The sequence below is a fragment of the Roseateles sp. GW835-FHT13E02 genome, assembly GCF_058794035.1.
The window spans coordinates 22682-41489 of sequence record NZ_JBXAGJ010000024.1; the positions used below are offsets into that span (position 1 = coordinate 22682).

General features: G+C 68.9%; 13 protein-coding genes. 4 read left to right on the top strand and 9 right to left on the bottom strand.

Annotated features, from left to right (window positions below; all coding sequences use genetic code 11):
• Positions 1-79 precede the first annotated feature (79 nt).
• From AC1Q6P_RS20300 to AC1Q6P_RS20310, 3 genes are all read right to left on the bottom strand, one after another.
• The gene (locus tag AC1Q6P_RS20300; protein WP_492665697.1) at positions 80-1771 is read right to left on the bottom strand and encodes a COG3904 family protein; all 1692 of its coding nucleotides are present in this window, start codon (positions 1769-1771) and stop codon (positions 80-82) included.
• Between the two features lie 114 nt (positions 1772-1885).
• Positions 1886-3220 carry an ABC transporter permease gene (locus AC1Q6P_RS20305; RefSeq protein WP_492665698.1) on the bottom strand — a complete coding sequence of 445 codons (1335 nt, stop codon included), beginning with the start codon at positions 3218-3220 and terminating at the stop codon, positions 1886-1888.
• Positions 3221-3264: 44 nt separating this feature from the next.
• Positions 3265-4221 carry an ABC transporter ATP-binding protein gene (locus AC1Q6P_RS20310; protein WP_492665699.1) on the bottom strand — a complete coding sequence of 319 codons (957 nt, stop codon included), beginning with the start codon at positions 4219-4221 and terminating at the stop codon, positions 3265-3267.
• A 303-nt stretch (positions 4222-4524) separates the two neighbouring features.
• On the opposite strand from AC1Q6P_RS20310, the gene AC1Q6P_RS20315 reads away from it, so the two are divergent.
• The 3 genes from AC1Q6P_RS20315 to AC1Q6P_RS20325 all read left to right on the top strand — a co-directional run bounded on the left by AC1Q6P_RS20315 (position 4525) and on the right by AC1Q6P_RS20325 (position 9805).
• Entirely contained in the window at positions 4525-6501 is a 1977-nt protein-coding gene (locus AC1Q6P_RS20315) for a M61 family metallopeptidase (RefSeq protein WP_492665700.1), read from the top strand.
• Between the two features lie 203 nt (positions 6502-6704).
• Positions 6705-8372 carry a S41 family peptidase gene (locus AC1Q6P_RS20320; RefSeq protein ID WP_492665701.1) on the top strand — a complete coding sequence of 556 codons (1668 nt, stop codon included), beginning with the start codon at positions 6705-6707 and terminating at the stop codon, positions 8370-8372.
• Between the two features lie 131 nt (positions 8373-8503).
• Positions 8504-9805 (top strand): acetyl-CoA hydrolase/transferase family protein, encoded by a 1302-nt coding sequence (locus AC1Q6P_RS20325; RefSeq protein WP_492665702.1) that lies wholly within the window; start codon positions 8504-8506, stop codon positions 9803-9805.
• A gap of 24 nt (positions 9806-9829) precedes the next feature.
• Here the strand turns inward: AC1Q6P_RS20325 and AC1Q6P_RS20330 are convergent, their stop codons facing one another.
• Entirely contained in the window at positions 9830-10396 is a 567-nt protein-coding gene (locus AC1Q6P_RS20330; protein ID WP_492665703.1) for a hypothetical protein, read from the bottom strand.
• Positions 10397-10749: 353 nt separating this feature from the next.
• Between AC1Q6P_RS20330 and AC1Q6P_RS20335 the strand changes: the two genes are divergently transcribed.
• Positions 10750-11127, top strand: a complete 378-nt coding sequence (locus AC1Q6P_RS20335) for a hypothetical protein (RefSeq protein ID WP_492665704.1) — start codon at positions 10750-10752, stop codon at positions 11125-11127.
• 23 nt (positions 11128-11150) lie between these two features.
• Here AC1Q6P_RS20335 and AC1Q6P_RS20340 read toward each other — a convergent pair whose 3' ends face one another.
• The 5 genes from AC1Q6P_RS20340 to AC1Q6P_RS20360 all read right to left on the bottom strand — a co-directional run bounded on the left by AC1Q6P_RS20340 (position 11151) and on the right by AC1Q6P_RS20360 (position 18741).
• A complete protein-coding gene (locus tag AC1Q6P_RS20340) occupies positions 11151-11780 on the bottom strand; it encodes a hypothetical protein (protein WP_102769225.1) in 630 nt (209 codons plus the stop codon).
• Positions 11781-11857: 77 nt separating this feature from the next.
• Positions 11858-14188: a M14 family zinc carboxypeptidase gene (locus tag AC1Q6P_RS20345; protein WP_492665705.1), complete on the bottom strand. Its 2331-nt coding sequence runs from the start codon at positions 14186-14188 to the stop codon at positions 11858-11860.
• A gap of 156 nt (positions 14189-14344) precedes the next feature.
• Positions 14345-15406, bottom strand: coding sequence for an NAD-dependent epimerase/dehydratase family protein (locus AC1Q6P_RS20350; protein ID WP_492665706.1), 1062 nt, complete (start codon positions 15404-15406; stop codon positions 14345-14347).
• 119 nt (positions 15407-15525) lie between these two features.
• The gene (locus AC1Q6P_RS20355; protein WP_492665707.1) at positions 15526-16389 is read right to left on the bottom strand and encodes a hypothetical protein; all 864 of its coding nucleotides are present in this window, start codon (positions 16387-16389) and stop codon (positions 15526-15528) included.
• Between the two features lie 63 nt (positions 16390-16452).
• Positions 16453-18741 carry a patatin-like phospholipase family protein gene (locus tag AC1Q6P_RS20360; protein ID WP_492665708.1) on the bottom strand — a complete coding sequence of 763 codons (2289 nt, stop codon included), beginning with the start codon at positions 18739-18741 and terminating at the stop codon, positions 16453-16455.
• Positions 18742-18808 lie beyond the last annotated feature (67 nt).

Here is an 18808-nt window from a genome sequence, read left to right on the forward strand (position 1 = left end):
CGGGACGGTGCGCTGGCTGGCGTGGTCGACCCGGGCCTGATCGCCCGTTGGGGTCAGGTCTTGCCTGCGGCCGAGGCGCTCAGACCTTCTGGAACATCACCCGCTCGGCCAGCTCGCGCTGGGCCACGGGCAGGGCGGCGGCGCGGTCCAGGATCTGGATCACCGCTTCACAGCGGCCTTGCGCAGCGCGTCCGGTGGGCAGGGGGGTAGGCTCGGCCCACAGCCCGGCCAGCAATCCCGGCGCTTGTGCGCCGAGGGTGCGGCGGATCACCTCCAGCTCGATGGCCGTGGCCGGCTTGGGCGCAAAGCGGGGCAGATCGCTGCGTGCCGCTTCCACCAGCCAGGCGGTTTCCTTGACCTGCAGTTCCAGCGGCAGCTGGCGGCGCAGCGCCACCTGGCCGGACAGCAGGCCCAGGCAGCTGCCGCCTCCCGGCGCGGCCAGGCTGGCCTTGAGCTGGCTGCGCAGCAGCTGGGCGTACTGGCGGCGCTGGTTGGGGCTGACGGAAGCGAGCAGCTCCGGCATGCGGGTGCTCAGCTCGGCCCAGCCCAGGGCTTGCAACTCCTCGTCGCTGGCTGCGGCGGCGCGAGCGGCCTGCATGCGGCCGGCCAGGCGCTCGAGCGTGCCGGCATAACGCTGGTTCAGCGCATGCCAGGCCGGGCTGCCCTGCAGGGCATCGGCAAAGTCGGCCGCCTGCGCGTCCTGCCCGGCGGGCAGGGCCACATCCAGGGTCTGCGGCAGGGCGGCGATCAGCGAATTGGCCACCAGCTCGTCGCTGTGCGGGTACCACATGCTGTGCGAGGGGGTCTTGACCGTGCGGTGGATGAAATACTCGGGCAGCCCCACCTTGCGGTAGATGCCAGCCAGCTGCTGGTTGGCCAGCTCGTCGAACACCGGGTTGTAGGTGCCGGTGGAGGCACGGTGGAAACCCAGCTGGGCACCGGGCATCAGCTGTCGCTCGCGCCCGGCCAGGAAGAGCAGGGTGCAGGCGCTCTCGCAATTGCCCACGGCGCGGGTGTTGTAGCGGCTCTTGCTCATCAAGGCCACCACCTGCTCGGCCTCGAAGACCCGGCCGCCGGGCGAGGCCAGCTCCAGCCGGCGCACGCTGGGGGATTCGTCCAGCATGCGTTGCAGTCGGCCGGCATCCCCCATGCCGATGGGGCCGCGCAGCTGCAGCACATGGCCGTCGGCCGAGACCTTGAGCGTGGCCTGGCCGATGGGGTCGATGCCGCGCGCCATCTGCCAGTACTCGCCCAGGTCGGGCAGCAGGCCGAAGACCAGGGACACGCCCAGCTGTACGGCACCCAGTCCCAGCGAGATGCGCGCCAGCCAGGCCCAGAGCCCGGCACCGCCGATGCGCAGGTACTCGCCCGCCGCGCGCCAGGCGCCGACGATGCACCAGATATTGAAGGCAATCAGCAGCGGCCAGCCGATCAGGGTGGTGATGGCGCTGATCTGCAGCGATTGGCCCTTGACGCTGATCCAGCTCATCACCCCGGTCAGCAGCAGGGCCAGGGGCACGGACAGCAGCACATTGTTGACCCAGAAGCTCTGCGCCAGGCTTTGCTCGCCATGCCAGTGCGAGGCGAGGTAGCCGGGCCGGCGCTCGGTGGCCACCGGGTGGCGGGGGCGCTGGCCGCCGCGGATGCTGGGGGCGCGCGGCTTGGCAGCTTGCTGCCAGGCGGTCGGGTCGCCCGTGGCATCGCTGCCTGGCGCCTTGTTGGCCGATTCCGAATGATCGGCCTGTGTGGGGTCGTAGTTCTTCAGGCTCATGCCGCGGCTCCCTGCTGGAGCGGCTCACTGTAGCGGAGCCGCCCCCCGCGCTGTCGTGACAAAAGCCGCGGCGGCAATGTTCACTTTCCCCACTGACGGGCCTTGCTTATCCCCTCACTCCTCCCAGCTGAAGCGGGCGATGGCCAGCGCGCCAAAAGCCAGGGCAAAACCGAGCATCACGCCCACCGGGGCGAGCGCCTCGCTGAAGGGCAGGCCGCGCCAGGTCATGGCGTCCAGGCCATCGACGGCCCAGCGGGTGGGGATGAAGAGCGAGGCGGTCTGCAGCCACTCAGGGAAGACGAAGGAGGGCACCCAGGCGCCACCCAGCATCACCATCAACAAGGTGGCCAGGATGGCCAGGCCGCGCGTGGCCTCGGGCGATTTGCCCAGGGCCGCGATCAGCAGGCCGAAGCTGGCCGTCAGCAGCGAGAAGGCCAGCAGCACGGCCGCAAAGCCCAGCCAGCTGCCCTGCACCCGCACCCCGAACACGGCCATGGCCACGGCGTAGATCAGCACAAAGATGATCAGCGAGATCAGCGTGCAGCTGGCGATGCGGCTGCCCAGCAGGCGCGCCTTGCTCAGCGGCGCCGCGCGCAGGCGCTGCCACAGGCCTTGGCGGCGCATCAGCAGCAGGGCCACGCCGATGTCCACGCCCATCATCAGGATGAACTGCACGCCCATGCCGGCGAAGGAGTGGGCATAGCTGTTGTACGGAATGTCGGCCTGGGCGCTGGCCTCCAGTTCGCGGGTGCTGAAGGGCGGGCTCATGGTGAAGCCGCTGCCGCCTGCCTCAGCTGCTGATGCCGCTGATGCCGCCGAAGCTCCCGCTTGCGGCACCCGGGCGCTGCGCTCCTGCACGCGGGCAATGCTGTCGAACATGGCGGTCAGCTCCTGGCGCTGCTCGGCGGGCAGCGCCAGGTTGTCGGCCACTTGGGCGCGCATGTCCTTCATCACCGGCACGCCCTGGCCGCTGAAGGTGTCGGCGCTGACCACCTGCATCACATGCTGGGCCAACAGGCCGCGCACCATGGGCAGGACCATGGCTTGCGAGGGGTCGTAGTGCAGGGTGATCTCCGGCCGCTTGCCCTCAGGGCCGGCGAACAGGGCGCGGCCGGCCTGCTGGCCGAAGCCGGCCGGCAGCACGATGGCGGCGCGCAGCTTGCCGGCCTTCACCTGGGCCAGGGCGGCGTCGGCGTCCAGGCTTTGCACGGCCAGGCTGGAGTCGGCCTGCAAGGCGGCGCTGATCTTGGCCGTCAGGGGGCTGTGGTCCAGATCGCTGATGGCGATGGGCACCGGGCTGGGCTTGTCTCCGCCCTTTTTGTTGTTGCCGAACAGGCTGCCGAAGAAGGCGGCGATCAGGATGGGCGCAATGATGCTCATCAGCACCGCGCGGCGGTTGGAGAAATGCAGCAACAGGTCTTTGCGAACCAGGGCGAGGAAGGCGTTCATGGCGGCGCTCTCTGTGGGTTTCTTGTGGGGCGGTGGCGCGGAACTCAGTCGCGCAGCTGGCGGCCGGTCAGGGAGAGGAAGACATCCTCCAGATTCGCCCGGCCCGAGCTGATGTGGCGCGGCGCCACGCCGGCCGCGGCCAGGGCGCCCAGCACGGCGGCGCTGCCCTGGCCCAGATCGCTGAGGCCAAGCTGCAGCTGGCAGCCGCGGCGCTGCAGCTGCTGTACACCGGGCAGGGCGCGCAGCGTGGCTTCCAAGTTGCTGTCGATCTCACGCTCCAGCTCCAGGCTCAGGGTTTCGGCCGCGGGCAGCAGGCGGTAGAGCTCGGCCAGGCTGCCGTGGGCGACCTGCTGGCCATCGTCGATGATGAGCACGCGGTCGGCCAGGCGCTCCAACTCCTCCATGTAATGCGTGGTGTAGACCAGGGCCATGCCGGCGCGCTTGAGTGCCTCCAGCTGCTCGAAGATGGCATTGCGGCTTTGCGGGTCGACGCCGGCGGTGGGCTCGTCAAGCAGCAGCAGCTCGGGGCCGTGGATCAGGGCGCAGGCGATGTTGAGGCGGCGCTTCATGCCGCCGCTGAAGCTGGCCGGCTTGTCCTGCGCCCGGTCGGCCAGGCCCACCTGGGCCAGCACCTCCAGGGCGCGGGCGCGGATCTGCGCCGCCGGCAGCTCATAGAGCGCGCCGAACAGCTCCACATTGGCCAGGGCCGGCAGGTCCTCGAACAGAGCCAGCTCCTGCGGCACCAGACCGATGCGGCGCTTGTAGCCGAATTCGTCCTGGGCCAGGGCCGTGCCGCCCACGGTGACGCTGCCGCCATCGGGCCGGCTCAGGCCGGCCAGCATGGCGATGGTGCTGGACTTGCCGGCGCCGTTCGGGCCCAGCAGGCCCAGCACCTCGCCGGCCGAGACCTGCAGGCTGATGCCGCGCACGGCTTCGCGCTCGCCATAGCGTTTGCGCAGGGAATCGGCTTGCAGCAGAGGGGAGCTTGCAGTGGTGTTCATGGGCGGGCGGGCTCGAAGCCAGGGTTCGGTGAGCAGGTGAAAACTGGACGCGATGCTAGGGCTGAGCCCGGGCCCTGCCCAGAGGGCTGCGACGGATGGACAGCGCGCGGCGCGAATCGACAGCGCCGGGCGTGAATGATCACAAGGCCGGGTCAACCTGGATTTGCAATCCGCGGCCGGCCGCTATCGTGGCGGCTGCCTGATTGGGGCCCGTGGATCGGGGCCGCCGAACGCACCATCACCCGCTGGAATCGGGCTGCCCACCGGCAGCGCGCAGGCCAGCCCAGGGAGGAGAACACCACCGTGTCAGATCGCTTTTTCTCATCCACCCCGGCCCTGCGCTGGGCCTCTTTCAGCGGGCGCACCCGCGCCGCCACGGCCGCGGTCTTGCTGGCCCTCGCCAGCATCGGACCGGCCCAGGCCCAGCACCCGATTCCGCAGCCCGAGGACAAGCCCTACCTTGGCCCCATCCGCATCCAGGTCGATGCCACCGATCTGGACCGCCACATCTTCCAGGTGCGCCAGCAGCTGCCGGTCAAGCCCGGGCGCCTGACCCTGCTGTTTCCGCGTTACTTGCCCGGCGCCCATGGCCCCTACGGCACGGTGGACCGCCTGGCTGGCCTGAAGATCCACGCCGGCACGCAGGAGCTGGCCTGGCTGCGCGACACGGTGGACCCGTTTGCCTTCCATGTCGAGGTGCCGGCCGGCGTGAACGAGCTGAACCTGGCCTTCCAGTTCCTGAGCCCGGTGCAGCGCGAAGGCGGCCGGGTGGTGATGACGCCCGAGATGCTGAACCTGCAGTGGATCAGCATGCTGCTCTACCCGGCCGGCCACCATGCCAGCGCCCTCCAGATGCAGGCCGAAGTGACCCTGCCGGCCGGCTGGACCCAGGCCAGCGCCCTGCGGGTGGAGAGCCAGAGCGCAGATGGGCCGAAGCGCCAGCGTCTGCGTTTCAAGCCGGTCAGCCTGGAGACTCTGGCCGATTCGCCCCTGTTCGCCGGCGCCCACACCCGCCGCATCGAGCTGGACTCGCCCGGCCATCCCAAGCCGGTGGTGCTCAACCTCATGGCCGACGACCCGGCCGAGTTGCAGGCCAGCGAGGCGCAGATCCAGGCCCACAAAAACCTGGTGGTCCAGGCCGACCGCCTGTTTGCCTCCCGGCATTTCAAGCACTACGACTTTCTGCTGGCCATCTCCGGCCGCATGAGCGGCATCGGCCTGGAGCACCACGAGAGCAGCGAGAACGGCGTGGGCCTGGGCTATTTCAAGGACTGGGGCAAGCGCGCCGGCAGCCGCAGCCTGCTGCCTCATGAGTACACGCACTCCTGGAACGGCAAGTTCCGCCGCCCGGCCGACCTCTGGACGCCGCAGTACAACGTGCCCATGCAGGACAGCCTGCTCTGGCTCTACGAGGGCCAGACCGATTACTGGGGCCGGGTGCTGGCGGTGCGCTCGGGCCTGGTCAGCCCCGAGCAGGCGCGCGACGCCTGGGCCGAGATCGCCGCCACCTACAGCCACCGCGCCGGCCGGCTCTGGCGCAATCTGCAAGACACCACCAACGAAGCCGCCATGGCCAAGAGCCGCAGCGGCAACGATTGGAGCAGCTGGCAGCGCGGTGCCGATTACTACGCCGAGAGCGGCCTGATCTGGCTTGATGCCGACACCTGGATTCGCGAGCAGAGCGGCGGCGCGCGCAGCCTTGATGATTTCGCGCGCCTGTTCTTCGGCGTGGAAGACGGCCGCATCGCGCCCCTGACCTACACCTTCGAGGACATCGTCGCCACCCTGAACCGCGTGCAGCCGCGCGACTGGGCTGCCTTCCTGCGCCAGCGCCTGGACCACAAAGGCCCCGAGGCGCCGCTGGACGGCCTGGCCCGCGCCGGCTGGCGCCTGAGCTGGGCCGAGACACCCAGCGAGTTCGCCCGCGCCGACGATTCCGAATGGAAGAACGACGACTTCGCCTACAGCCTGGGCCTCAACCTCAAGCGCGACGGCAAGGTCGAGGCCGTGCTCTGGGGCAGCCCGGCCTTCGAGGCCGGCCTGAGCCGCGCCGTCACCGTGGTGGCCGTCAACAACCAGGCCTACAAGAGTGAACGCCTGGCCGCCGCCATCAGCGCCAACAAGGGTGGCGCGGCGCCGCTGGAGCTCTTGCTGCGCGAGGGCGACCGCTTCCGCCAGGTCAAGATCGACTACCGTGGCGGCCTGCGCTACCCGCGCCTGAGCCGCGTCGAGGGCAGCCCGGAGCGGCTGGACAGCGGGGTGCTGGCAGCGCGGCCGTGACGCTTCGGCAGCTCCCGGGTGCTGCTCCTCCATCGACGTGCGCAGGCCAGGCCCTCGCCTGGCGGCAAACACAAAGGTGAATCTGCGCTGCCGCTGAGCCCTTGGGCGCGGGTACAGTGCGCGGGTTTGGCCGAATCCTCTCGCTGCTGCGGAGGAGGGCCGAGCCAAGCGGCACAGACCGTGTCTTCTGGAGGAAAAAAGCAATGACGACTGCACAAGCCGGCGCCGTGGCGCGCCCCCTCTGGGCCACACGCCCCATGGCCGCCCTGATCCTGAGTTCCCTGAGCCTGGCGCTGACGGCCTGCGGTGGTGGCGGTGGGCGGCCCGGCACCTCGGTCTTCGGCGATGCGGCCTATGCCAACAACAATGGCAACAACAACGCTGGAGGTGGGGCCGTCAGCCCGGCCCCCAGCCAGCCCGACACCGAGGTGCTGGCCGCCAGCGCCACCCTGGCCCAGCAGTGTGCGCCCGACAACCCATTGGCCGAGGCCGGCAAGAAGAACGGCAGCCTCAACCTCGAGAAGCAGTGGATTCGCTCCTACGTGGACGAAGCCTATCTGTGGCGCGAGCAGGTGCCGCGCGTCAATGCCGCGCTCTACACCGGCCCCTCGGTCGAGCAGGCGCTGGACAGCTACTTCAACGCCTTGCGCACCCCCGAGCGCACGGCCAGCGGCGCCCTTCGTGACCGCTTCAGCTTCACCTTGCCCAGCGCCGAATGGCAGGCCTTGACGCAAGGCGGCGTCGAGATGGGCTATGGGCTGGAGTGGTCACAGGCCTCGAAGACGCCGCCGCGCGGCCTGCGCATCGCTTACGTAGAACCGGGTGGCCCCGCTGCCCAGGCCGGCCTGCAGCGCGGCGACCGCCTGGTGATGGTGGACGGCGTCAACGCCGATGCCATGGACCAGGGCGGCATCGATGTCCTCAATGCGGCGCTGTTTCCCTCAGCCAGCGGCCGTGGCCACAGCTTTCTGTTCAGCCGTGCAGGCGGCATGGAGGTGTCGGCTTACCTGAGCAGTGCCGCGGTGGCCAAGCAGCCGGTGCTGCTGCGCCAGGTGCTGACGGCGGCGGATGGGCGGCGTGTCGGTCATCTGGTGTTCAACGACCATATCGCACCGGCTGAAGCGCAGTTGATCGAGGCGGTGCGCGAGTTCCAGCAGCAAGGCATTGCCGACCTGATGCTGGACCTGCGCTACAACGGTGGCGGCTATCTCTACATCGCCAGCGAGCTGGCCTATATGATCGCCGGCCCGCAGCGCACCCAGGACAAGGTCTTCGAGCAGCTGCGCTACAACAGCCGGCGCAGCGGCGACAACCAGTCGCCTTCGGCGCGCACGCCGTTCTTCACCGAATCTTGCCTCTACGACGGCAAGGTCTGCACGCTGGAGCAGCCCCTGCCCACGCTGAACCTGGCCCGCGTGTACGTGCTGACCCAGGCCGGCACCTGTTCGGCCAGCGAGTCCATCATCAACGGCCTGCGCGGCATCGGCGTCGAGGTGATCCAGATCGGCGGGCGCAGCTGCGGCAAGCCCTATGGCTTCACGGCCAAGGACAACTGCGGCATGTCGTACTTTCCTATCGAGTTCGTCGGCAACAACGCGGTCGGCTTTGGCGACTATGCCGATGGCTTTGAGCCCGGCGGCAGCGGCGCCGCCGGCTTGCCCGGCTGCCGGGTGGCCGATGACCTGAGCCGCCCGCTGGGCGACAGCCGCGAGGCCATGCTGGCCGCCGCCCTGGCCCACCGCATCGACGGCCGCTGCCCGCCCGAGAGCGCCTCGACGAGCAAGCCTCTGGCCGCCCCCGGCGACGCCGGTCTGGCCTGGACGCTGAAACGATCACCGCTGCGTGAGAACCGCTTCCTTGGCGGGCGTTGAGCGCCCAGCGCGAGCCAGCTGATTTGCTTGTGCAGCGCTTGAGGCGCCGCAAGCGCGCCGCAAGCTGGGCGGCCTAGGATGGGGTCAGGAACCACCCCATCCCCCGGCCCGGCCGGTGCGAAAGGCTGCCCATGTCGACCGTTCAAGACCTCTACCTCCGCAAAAAGCTGCCCACGGCCGAAGACGCGCTGAGCCTGCTGCGCAACGGCGATTTCATCATCGTGCCCACCGGCGTGGGCGAGCCGCCGACGCTCTTGCATGCGCTCTCGGCCGCGCGGAGTCAGTTTCACGACATCAAGCTGGGCCAGATCCTGGCCGTGCGCAAATACGGCTACTTCGACCCCGAGACGGTCGAGCATGTGCGCCATGTGGCCTTCTTCTACGGCGCCGCCTCGCGGGCCGGCGGCAAGGAGGGTTGGGTCGATTTCATCCCCAGCTACTTCTCCGAGATGCCGTCGTTGATTGAGCGCGGCCAGATCCCGGCCGATGTGGTGGTGTCCATGGCCTCGCCCATGGATGCGCATGGCTATTTCTCGCTCAGCCTGGGGGCGGACTACACCATGGCCGCGGTCAAGAAGGCGCGCGCGGTGATCCTCGAGGTCAACCCCAACGTGCCCTTCGCCAACGGTGCCTGCACCGTGCACATCTCCCAGGTCAGCGGCCTGATCGAGAGCAGCGAGCCGGTGGCCGAGGTGGGCCTGCCCAAGATCGGCCCGGTGCAGGAGGCGATCGGCAAGTATGTGGCCGACATGATCGAAGACGGCTCGACCCTGCAGATCGGTTACGGCGGCATCCCTGATGCCGTGGTCATGCAGCTCAGCGCCAAGCGCGACCTGGGCGTGCACACCGAGATGATCGGTGACGGCATCATGAGCCTGGTCGAGAGCGGCGCCGTTACCAACCAGCGCAAGAACTACCTGCCCGGCAAGATGGTGGCCACCTTCGCGCTCGGCTCGCAAAAGCTCTACCGCTTCATGGACCGCAACCCGGGCCTGGAAATGCACCCGGTCGATTTCACCAACGACCCCTATCTGGCTGGCCAGAACGACAACTTGGTGGCCATCAACGCCACGCTGCAGATCGACCTGCTGGGCCAGTGCGGCTCGGAAAGCCTGGGCCCCACGCCGTATTCAGGCACTGGCGGCCAGAGCGATTTCGTGCGCGCCGCCAACCGCTCACGCGGCGGCAAGGCCTTCATCGTGCTGCCCTCCACCGCCAAGGACGACAGCATCAGCCGCATCGTGCCCACCCTGAGCCCGGGCACGCATATGAGCACCAGCAAGAACGACATCAACTACGTCGTCAGCGAGTTCGGCGTCGCCCAGCTGCGCGGCAAATCGGCCAAGCAGCGGGCGCTGGAGCTGATCAATATCGCCCACCCGAACTTCCGCGAGGAGTTGCGGGAGGCGGCGAAAAAGATCAATTTGTTGTGATGCTCGGGCCGGGCGCGCGGCGGCTCAGATCCCGCGCAATTCCATCTTCATCAGCTGGAAGTGCACCTCGCGGCCCACGGGCTTGAGCGAGACCAGGCGGAAGTTTTTCTCGGTGCCGACCTTGTAGACGCGCTCATTGCGGTCGCCGCCGACGTCGCCGCAGCCGTTCGGGTCCTTCTTTTCGCCGCGGCTCTTGCGGGCCTTGGCTTCCAGGGCGGCCGGGCTGCCGGCGCTGCAGTCCAGCACCGGGCCGTAGCCGGCGAGGGCGTCCTGGTAGTAGCGGGCGATGCGGTCCAGGTCGTCGCTGCTGGCAAACTTGGAGACCACCAGCTTCATGCCGAAGGGGCCGAAGGAGAAGCCGATGGTGGCGCTTTCCTTGTCGTCCTCCTTGTCGCGCTGGGGCCGTGCGCCGGGGTAGGCGGGCAGGCCGATGTCCTTGAGGTCGGCCTGTTCGCGGATGTCGAGGCCGGCGGTGAAGGCTTTGGCGGGTTTGCTGTTGCTGGCCTCGTCGCCGGCCGTGGCGGCCGAGCTCATGAGGCTCAGACCGAGAGCAATGGCCAAGGCGTTGAAGAGGTGGCGGTGTGTCGTCATGGTGAGGACCTTGCTGGCGAAGTGTTGCGGGGCTTGCTTGTTGCCTGCTGAAGAGGCATGGCTCGCAATGTAGGAGCGAGTGTGCGCGCTAGCCAGCCGGCTCCGACCAGCTGCAGCCTGAGCGGCACAGACCGCACAAAAGAAGCGTGAGCCTGCGCGAAAGCGGTGCCGCTGAGACCGTTCAGGCCACGATTCATGCAGTGGGTCGCAAAGCTCAGGACGGCCCTGCCCGCCTTTCCTAGGATGTGTCCATCTGCCGCGATCCAGGCTTCAGGCCTGAATGCATCGGCAGTGTCAGTCCAGACCCCACTCACCTTTCAGTTCAAGTCCAGCGCTTTGCTGGCGCCCCATCCATGAAAACCTCCCTGCGCTCCATCTTGTCTTTCTCCGCCGCCGCCGCGCTGGCCTTGCTGGCCAGTGGCTGCGCCATTCATGTCACCCACACCGAGAGCGGCAACGGCAGCAGCAAGCTGAGCCAGAGCGCCGCCGGCAACGCCAGCTTCCAATGCGTGGCCAGCCCCAGCGGTGAATGCCACTACGCCCTCTACACCAGCCGCTGCAGCACGGCCGAGGGCGAAGGCGGTCAGCCGGCCACCACCTGCACCCATCAGGTGATCAGCCAGTTCACCGTGGCCGCCGGCCAGACGCGCGAGATGCGGGACCTGCCCCAGGGCTTCAAGCAATGCATGAAGACCAGCCAGAAGCCCCAAGTGCCCAGCTGCGGCGCTTGACTGCCCGGGCAGGCCGGCGCGTCTCAACCCTTGGGAGAGAGCCGGCCTTCGGCCTCGCAGCGCTCAACGGGCTTGGGAATATCGCCTTCCAGGTCTGAGATCCAGCAGGCATCCAGCACCGAGCAGTAGCAGGCTTGCACGCTCAGCTTGTGTTGGCGGTGCTTGTCGAAACGAATCCAGGCGTCGTGGCTGACGGTATCGCTCCCGACAGGGCGATCCCAGCTGAACAGGCGGATTTCCTTGCCGGCCGAGATCAGGCGCGGCGCAATCGTGGCGGTGGTGAAGTAGGCCTTGCCTTGCAGCTCCGGCGCGACCGCATCCACCATGGCCGCCACGTGAGGCACGGGCTTGCCATCGGACTTGAGTTCGAACCACACCACGCGTGCCGGCCCGTTGCCCACGTTTTGCACCGAAAAGCTCAGCTGCGGCTTGCCATCGGTCACATTGCCGCTGCTGAACTCCAGCAATGGCGTGGAGCTGGCCATCACCAGCCGGGTGTTCTCCTTGACCAGGGCGCTCATGGTCTGGCTGGTGCGCCAGGAGCCGTAAATGGCTGCCACCGAGCTCAGCACCATGCTGCCGGCCACGGCGATGTGAAACCAGCGCGGCGCCGGGCCGGCCTCGGGTTTGTTGAGTTTGGGCAGATCGATCACAAGGCGTGCTTCAGAGTCGGTCAGGTGAGGCCCGAACTGTAGCGGGAGTGCTTGCGAGCGAAAGAGCCCTCAGGTTCTCAGGGTGTGTAGTTCACCTGCAGCGTGGCGCCGCTGTAGCTGGCATAGGCATACAGGCCGATGTAGACGTAACCCGGGGTGGGCGTGGGCAGATTGCAGGTTTCGTTGTTGCCGCCGCTTTCCTTGAGGCAGTCATAGCTGCCCGCGTCGGGCGCCTGGCCGTAGCGCACGAACAGATCGAGGTCACCCGTGCCGCCGCTGGTGCTGACCACCAGATTGCGCGCACCCTGGGGCAGCAAGACGCGGTAGAAGCGCCAGCTGCCGGTGCTGCCGGACAGGTTGCTCACGCTTTGGCCGTTGTTCAGCACCGATGTGGTGTCGGCCGCCACGCTGACCGTCTTGCTGGTGCTGCTGCTCTTGCCTTCGTCGTCGGTGACGGTGAGATTCACCGTGTAGCTGCCATCGGCGGCGTAGACATGGTTGACGCTGGCGCCATTGCCGGTCTGGCCATCGCCGAAGCTCCAGCTGCGGTTGACGATCTGGCCGTTGTCGGCGCTGCGGTCGGTGAAGCTGACGCTGCGTTCCTGCGCCACCGCGTCGAAGGCGGCCACCGGCGCGGTGCTGGCATTCGGGTCGATGCGGATGAAGGCGGCGCTCAAAGCGCCCCAGTTGCCGGCGGCGTCGCGACCGCGCACATAGACCAGATGCGGGCCCGGCTCCCAGGCGCTGGTGTCCACGGTGGCGCGCACGCCTTCCTGCTTGCTGTCAAAAGCGCCGTCCACCGCCTGCATGGGCCGCGGCGAGGCCTGGCGGCCGCCCGGTGGGTGATCGACGTAGAACTGCGCGGCCGCGATGGTCTGCGTGGGCTCGGCGCCATTGCTGTTGTTGTAGCGCGTGTCATCGAGGGTAGCGCTGAGCTGCAGCACCGTGCCCGGCGGCACGCCGGTGGCGGCCAGGCCGCTGACGCTGACATTCAGCGCATCCGGGCCGGCCGGCGTCTGGTAGGGCGCGCGCACCACCTTGGCGGCATAGATCAGGGCCTGCAGATTGCTGGGCAGCAAGGTGTTCTGGTAGTAGCCGCAGGACTCAAAAAAGGCCGTGCCCAGCTCGAAGGTGAAGGCGGCCACGCCCAGCTCGCCATAGCTCGGGCCGTCGCTGGTGCCATCGGTCTCGTACAGGGCTAGGGAGCGCTGCGGTGTGTGGTTGTTGAAGAAGGCGAACTTGCGGCCCAGGGTGGTCAGCTGGCTGTCATTGGGCGCCGGTGTGCCGTTTGTGCCCCAGGGCCAGAGCAACAGGCGGCCGTGGCTGTGGATGTCCAGGTGGATGCCGCTGGCATCGAGCGGCGCCGGGTCGTCGCGGCCGGTGCCACGGCGGTCGCGCCAGAGGCGGCGGATGTAGGCCTCGACGGCCTGCGTTTCGGGCTCGGAGGCGGCGCTGGGGCCGCGGTAGGTGTCGGAGCAGGCATTGCCGCTCGAACCGCTGGCCGTGCTGAACCAGCCAAAACCGAAGTTGCGGTTCAGGTCGGCGCCGCGGCTGTTGCTGGTGGCGCCGCAGTAGGCGGTGTTGGTGTTCTTGCGCCAGAGCAGGCCGGTCTCGGCCTTTTTGCGGCCATCGGGGTTGGTGGCCAGCAGCAGGTGGATCTCGTGCTGGTCGAGGATCCAGGTCATGTCCGGGTCCACACCATGGCCGTGGACCAGGCGCTTGGCGAACTCCAGCACCAGGGGCGTGGTCGCGTACTCGCGGGCGTGGATGCCGGCATTGATGAAGAGCTTGGGCTTGCCGCTGGGGTAGGCGGCATTGCTCAGGCGCAGCACGCGCAGGTCGTAGCCGCCTTGGTTCTGCGTCTTTTGCCAGGAGTCACCGATGTCCACCCAGCGGGCCAGGTCGGGGCGCGCCGCGATCAAGGCATCACCCTCGGCAAACACCTCTTCAACCGTTGGGTAGCAGCTGTAGTTGGGGATGCCGACGAAGCTGGGCTGCGGTGCCCCGGCAGAGCGCAGGCGGCGTTGCTTGGCTGCTTGTTCTTCGCTGCGTGCCAGGGCCAGCTGGCGGTTTTGCCATTTGGCATCGGCTTGCAGGCTGAAGCCCAGGGCGCGCAGCTCGCGTTGCTCTTCGGCATTGGCGTTCACCACCACATAACCGAGTTCGTACTTGGACTCCAGGGTCTCGAAGCGGCTGTGGGCGATGGAGCGAGCCAGGGCGATGTCGCGGAAATAGGCCCGAACGACGCTGCGGCTGCCCACGTCCTGACCCGCGATGGCCGGCGTGAGCGCCACCGCGCCAGCGCGCTGGATCGTCTCATGCGACCGGGCGGCACCGCTGTGCAACAGGGCCATGCCGGCGAGGATCAGCAGGGCGGATGAGCGCGATATCGGGTGCTGCGGCTTCATGGGGCGGGTCTCCTTGTGGGGGCGCGCCCGGGAGGTGGGTCGCTCCTCCAGCCGGGCTGGAGGGCGGGGGGCGCGACAAGCGGCCAGTTTCAGCAGCCGCTGGATCCGCGGCCAGCGGTGAAAACCCGCCTGCTGCTGTGCTGTGGCGTCGCCGCGTTAGGGGTTTACCTGGGCGATGTGCGCCCGCTCGGGCTGGCACTCGCCGGCCCGTAGCAGCGCCTGTTCGCGCTCGCGGCTGAGGCAGGGGCTGGCGCTGCGCGGCCCGGCGCGCAGCCAGGCCGCGGTGTCGGCCAGGGTCTGAGCCAAGGGCGTGAAGCGCAGGCCGGCCGCTTCGGCGCGCGGGTTGCGCATCTCCATCATGGCGTTGTCGGCTTCGGGCAGCCAGTAGGGCAGATCGGCAAAGGGCTGAACCCCGGCGGCCAGCAGTTCGGCCTCGGGCCGCCAGCACAGCTCGGCGCGGCTGCCGCAGGCGCTGCGTGCGGCCGTCAGCAAGGCGCCCATGCTCAGGCCATCGGCACCCGTGGTGTTGAACAGGCCGCCCTGGCCTGCCTCGGCCTGTTGCAGGGCGAAGCGGGCGATGTCGCGGGCGTCGATCAGGCGCACCGGGCGCTCGGGCCGGCCCGGGGCCAGCACGGGCGCGCCGTCTTCCGCGGCATCGAGCAGGCGCAACAACCAGTAAGGCAGGCGCGGGCTGTAGTCGTAAGGGCCGACGATGAAGCCGGGGCGCAGGATCAGGGCGCGCTCGCCCATCACCGCTTGAACCGCCCGTTCGCACAGCACCTTCAGGCCGCCGTAGGCTGCGCCATAGCCACCGCCTGATTGCGAGGCACCCGCGGTGGCCTGCGCCTCGGCTTGGGCCAGGGCCTCTGCGCTGAGCTCGGCCACGGGCGAGGTCTCGTCGGTGTCGGCGTCGATCTGCGGGTAGACCGAGATGGTGGAGATCAGGGTGTAGTGCTCGCAGGCCTCGCGCAGCAGCTCGGCGCTGCGCTGCGCGGCGCTGGGCAGGTAGCAGCTGGGGTCGAGCACCGCATCCCAGCGCCGGCCGCGCAGGATGGACAGGTCGCCGCGCCGGTCGCCCTGCAGCTGCTCGACGCCGGCTATCAGCCGTCGGCCCTGGCTGCCGCGGTTGAACAGCGTCACCTCATGGCCGGCGGCCAGGGCCTGTTCGGCCATGTGGCGGCCGAGGAACTGGGTGCCACCGAGGATCAGGAGTTTCATGGCGCGGGCTGGAATGTCAGGGATGGGCGTGCGCCCGATTGTGGGTGGCCCGGATCGCCGATCCATTGGTCATGCGGGCGAAACCCGTGCCGGGACCGAAGCGCGCCCGGCCCCTGAGGTCAGAGCCTCGCCTTGATGCGCTCGGCCCGCATTTCGGCCTCGCTCAAGGCCTTGGCCACCAGGACGGAGCCGCTGGCGCTGTTGCGCAGGCCCAGGGCGTAGACGCCGCCCTCCAGGCGGGCGACGACTTGGGAGCCGTCGTCGGCGCTGACGGTCAGCGCGCCGTCGGTACTGACGCTCATCTTCAGCGGCAGGCCGATGGCTGGCGTGCTCTTGATGCTGAGGCTGCGCTCGTTGTAGAGGTAGCCATCGGCCTTGCGGCCCGCGAAGCGCAGATCGCCGTAGTCACGCTGGCTGCCGAGGTAGACAAAGTTCAGGCTGCCGCTGGCATTGAAGCTGCTGCCGGAGGGGATGTCGAAGCTCAGGTCGGCCGTGACGCTGATCTCGGGCGTTTCGCTGTAGAGCTTGGCCAGCAGCAGTTTGTTCAGGCGGTAGCGCACCCCGGCGGTGGCAGCCAAGCTGGTGTCCACCTCCCAGCTGCCCGAAGTCGCCTGCACATTGCCCTGGTTGCAGTTGTCGGCCGTGTAGCGCCAGAGCGTGGCACCGCTGCGTTCCAGCGTCACGGTGCCGCCCTGCAAGCAGGGGTAGCGGCCGGCCACGTTCTGGGTCTTGTAGAGATCCAGCAGATTGGCTCGCAGCAGCTGGCCCACATCGACCTGGCTGTGCTGGTCGGCCATCTGGGCCACGGCCACGGCACGGACCATATTGTCGATGTTGAGCTTCTTGACCTCGCGGTCCGGCGTCAGTTCCAGGGTCACGCCAGCGCCGCCGCCGCAGGCGCTCAGGCCCAGCAGAGCCAGCAGCGGCATCAGGTGCGCCCAGCGCGGGAGGGCAGAAAAGCGAGGGGCGGGCAGGGTGTTCATGGTGGGAACCATTGTCGTTGGTCAGGAGGGATCGTATGAATGACTGAAATGCGAAGGCTGCGGTCACCAGACCGGTCCGACGACGAAGTAGAGCCGGCTGCCGCCATTGCGGGTGCTGCCCAGGCCCAGATAGACCGGGCCGAAGCGGCTGTCGATGGCCAGGAAGGCGCTGGCGGCGTTGCGTGCCTGGCGGCGCAAGCCGGTTTCGCCAAAGGGCACTGAGCGCTCGTTGCCAAACTCCAGCGAGGCGCCGATGCGCAGGGTGTCGCCCAGGCCGATGGGCATCTGGCCGATCTTGCGCGCCAGCACCAGTCGGCCGAAGGCATAGGACTGGGTCTTGGAGCTGGGCTCGCTGCCCGAGAGGCGCAAGAAGCCGCCCAGGCCCTCGCCCTGGGGCAGCTCCACATCCACGCTGTTGAAGCTGCCGGCCAGGGCGCCGTAGACATGGCCCGCCCAGTCGCCCGAGCGGAAGGCGCGCATCACGCGCGTCTGGTAGGTCGAAGGGCGGCCGGTCAGCGTCACCGGATAGCGGCGCAGGGCCACATGGATCAGGGTTCCGCGCGCCGGGAAGGCGGGTGCATCCAGGGTGTCGCGGCGCCAGCGCAGCTCGGGCAGGCTGAAGGTGGCGCGGATCTGCCGGTCGGCATCGCGGTAATCGGAATGGATGCGCAGGCCCACCAGCTGCAGATCGCCCCAGAAACCCATCTGCCGGCCCAGGGCCAGGCCGGTCTGGCTGAGGTTCCACTGGTAGGGCTTGAGCGACTCCGAATCGCGAATGCCGAGGTACTCCACGCTGGGTTCCAGGTACCAAGGTGAACCGGGGCCCAGTGGCTGCATCAGCGCGGTCTTGAACTCGCGGTAGCCGCCCAGCTTGGCGCTGGTGCGCAGCTCGGCGCCCCAGTCGTTGAGCCAGCTCAGGGTGTGCATGGCGGCCAGGGTGTTGCGGTTGAAGCTCTTGAAATCACTGGCCAGCTCGATGCCCAGACGCAGGCGGCTGCGCGTCCAGGGCGCCTCCGTGACCTTGATCAGCACATCGCGCTGTTCGCCGTGGTCGTGGATCTGGGTCTGCACGCGTTCGAAATCGCCACGGCCGTAGAGCTGGGCGCTGGCCAGCTGCACATCGGCGCGGCTGACCGGCTGGCCGGACTCCAGGCCCAGCTCCTTCTTCAGCGCCTCGGGGTTGGTGAACCTGCTGCCCTCGATGCGCAGCGTGCCCAGGGGTAGGGTGGCGGCCATGGGCCAGAGAGCGGCATTGCGGCGCGCCTCATGCTGGGCGTACTCCTCCTGGCTCAGGGCCAGCGCCTGCAGCTGCGCGGCCATATCGGCGGTGGCCTGCTCGCCCTCGCGAATGGCGCCGGCGCTGCGCTCGAAATCGGTCAGGCCCAGGCCCGGCATTTCGGGCGTGATCAGAAAGTCGCCCTGGCGCAGCTCGGCCAGCGAGCGCTCCACGTTCTGCGTGGTCAGGATCTTGATCATCTGGTCGGTGACGCTGAGCGCGCTCTGGATCTGCTGCTCGTCCAGCAATGGCGAGCCGACATTGACCGCGATCACCACATCGGCGCCCATCTGTCGGGCGATGTCCACGCCCAGATTGCGCACCAGGCCGCCGTCCACCAGCAGCCGGTCCTTGACCCGCACCGGCGAGAACAGGCCCGGCACCGCCATCGAGGCGCGCAAGGCCAGGGACAGGGGCACATCGTCCAGCACCACCAGGCGGCCGTTGACCAGGTCGGTGGCCAGGGCTTTGAAGGGCAGGGGCAGCAGGGGCAGCGGGGTTTCGGCGCGGGCATCGGGCGCCAGGCTGTCGAGCGTGAACTCCAGCGCGCTATTGCCGGCCGCCGCGGCCGGCAGCATCACGCCCTCGGGCCCCAGGCCGAACTCCAGGCGCGAGGCCAGCATGCGGTCGTCCTCGCGGCGGCGCTGTGCCAGCTCGCGCCGGCCGGGGCGGTCGGCCAGGATGCTGTTCCAGTCGGCCTCGGCCACCAGGGTTTCCAGGTCCTCGACGCTGCGGCCGGCGGCAAAGGCGCCGCCCACCACCGCGCCCATGCTGGTGCCCACCACCAGGTCCACCGGGATGCGCTGCGCCTGCAGCGCCTTGAGCACGCCGATATGAGCCAGGCCGCGCGCGCCGCCACCCGACAGCACCAGGCCGATGCGCGGGCGCGTGCCCGGCGTTGGGGCGGTGCTGGCCGTGCCAGCGGTGGTGGTGTTGCTCGGCCCGGTGGCCGCGTGCAGGCGGGTGCCCGCCAAGCCCAGCAGCAGGGCCAGCAGCGCCGCCAGGGCCGCGCGCCCTGGCTGCCGTCGCGGCGCCAGCCATCCTCCGCCCCCGGGCGAATCGGTGTTCTCGCTCACGTGTCATCCTCCTGCGCGGTCAGCCACCGGATGGGTGCGCTGCCGCTGTCTCATCGTGTGTGCAGTG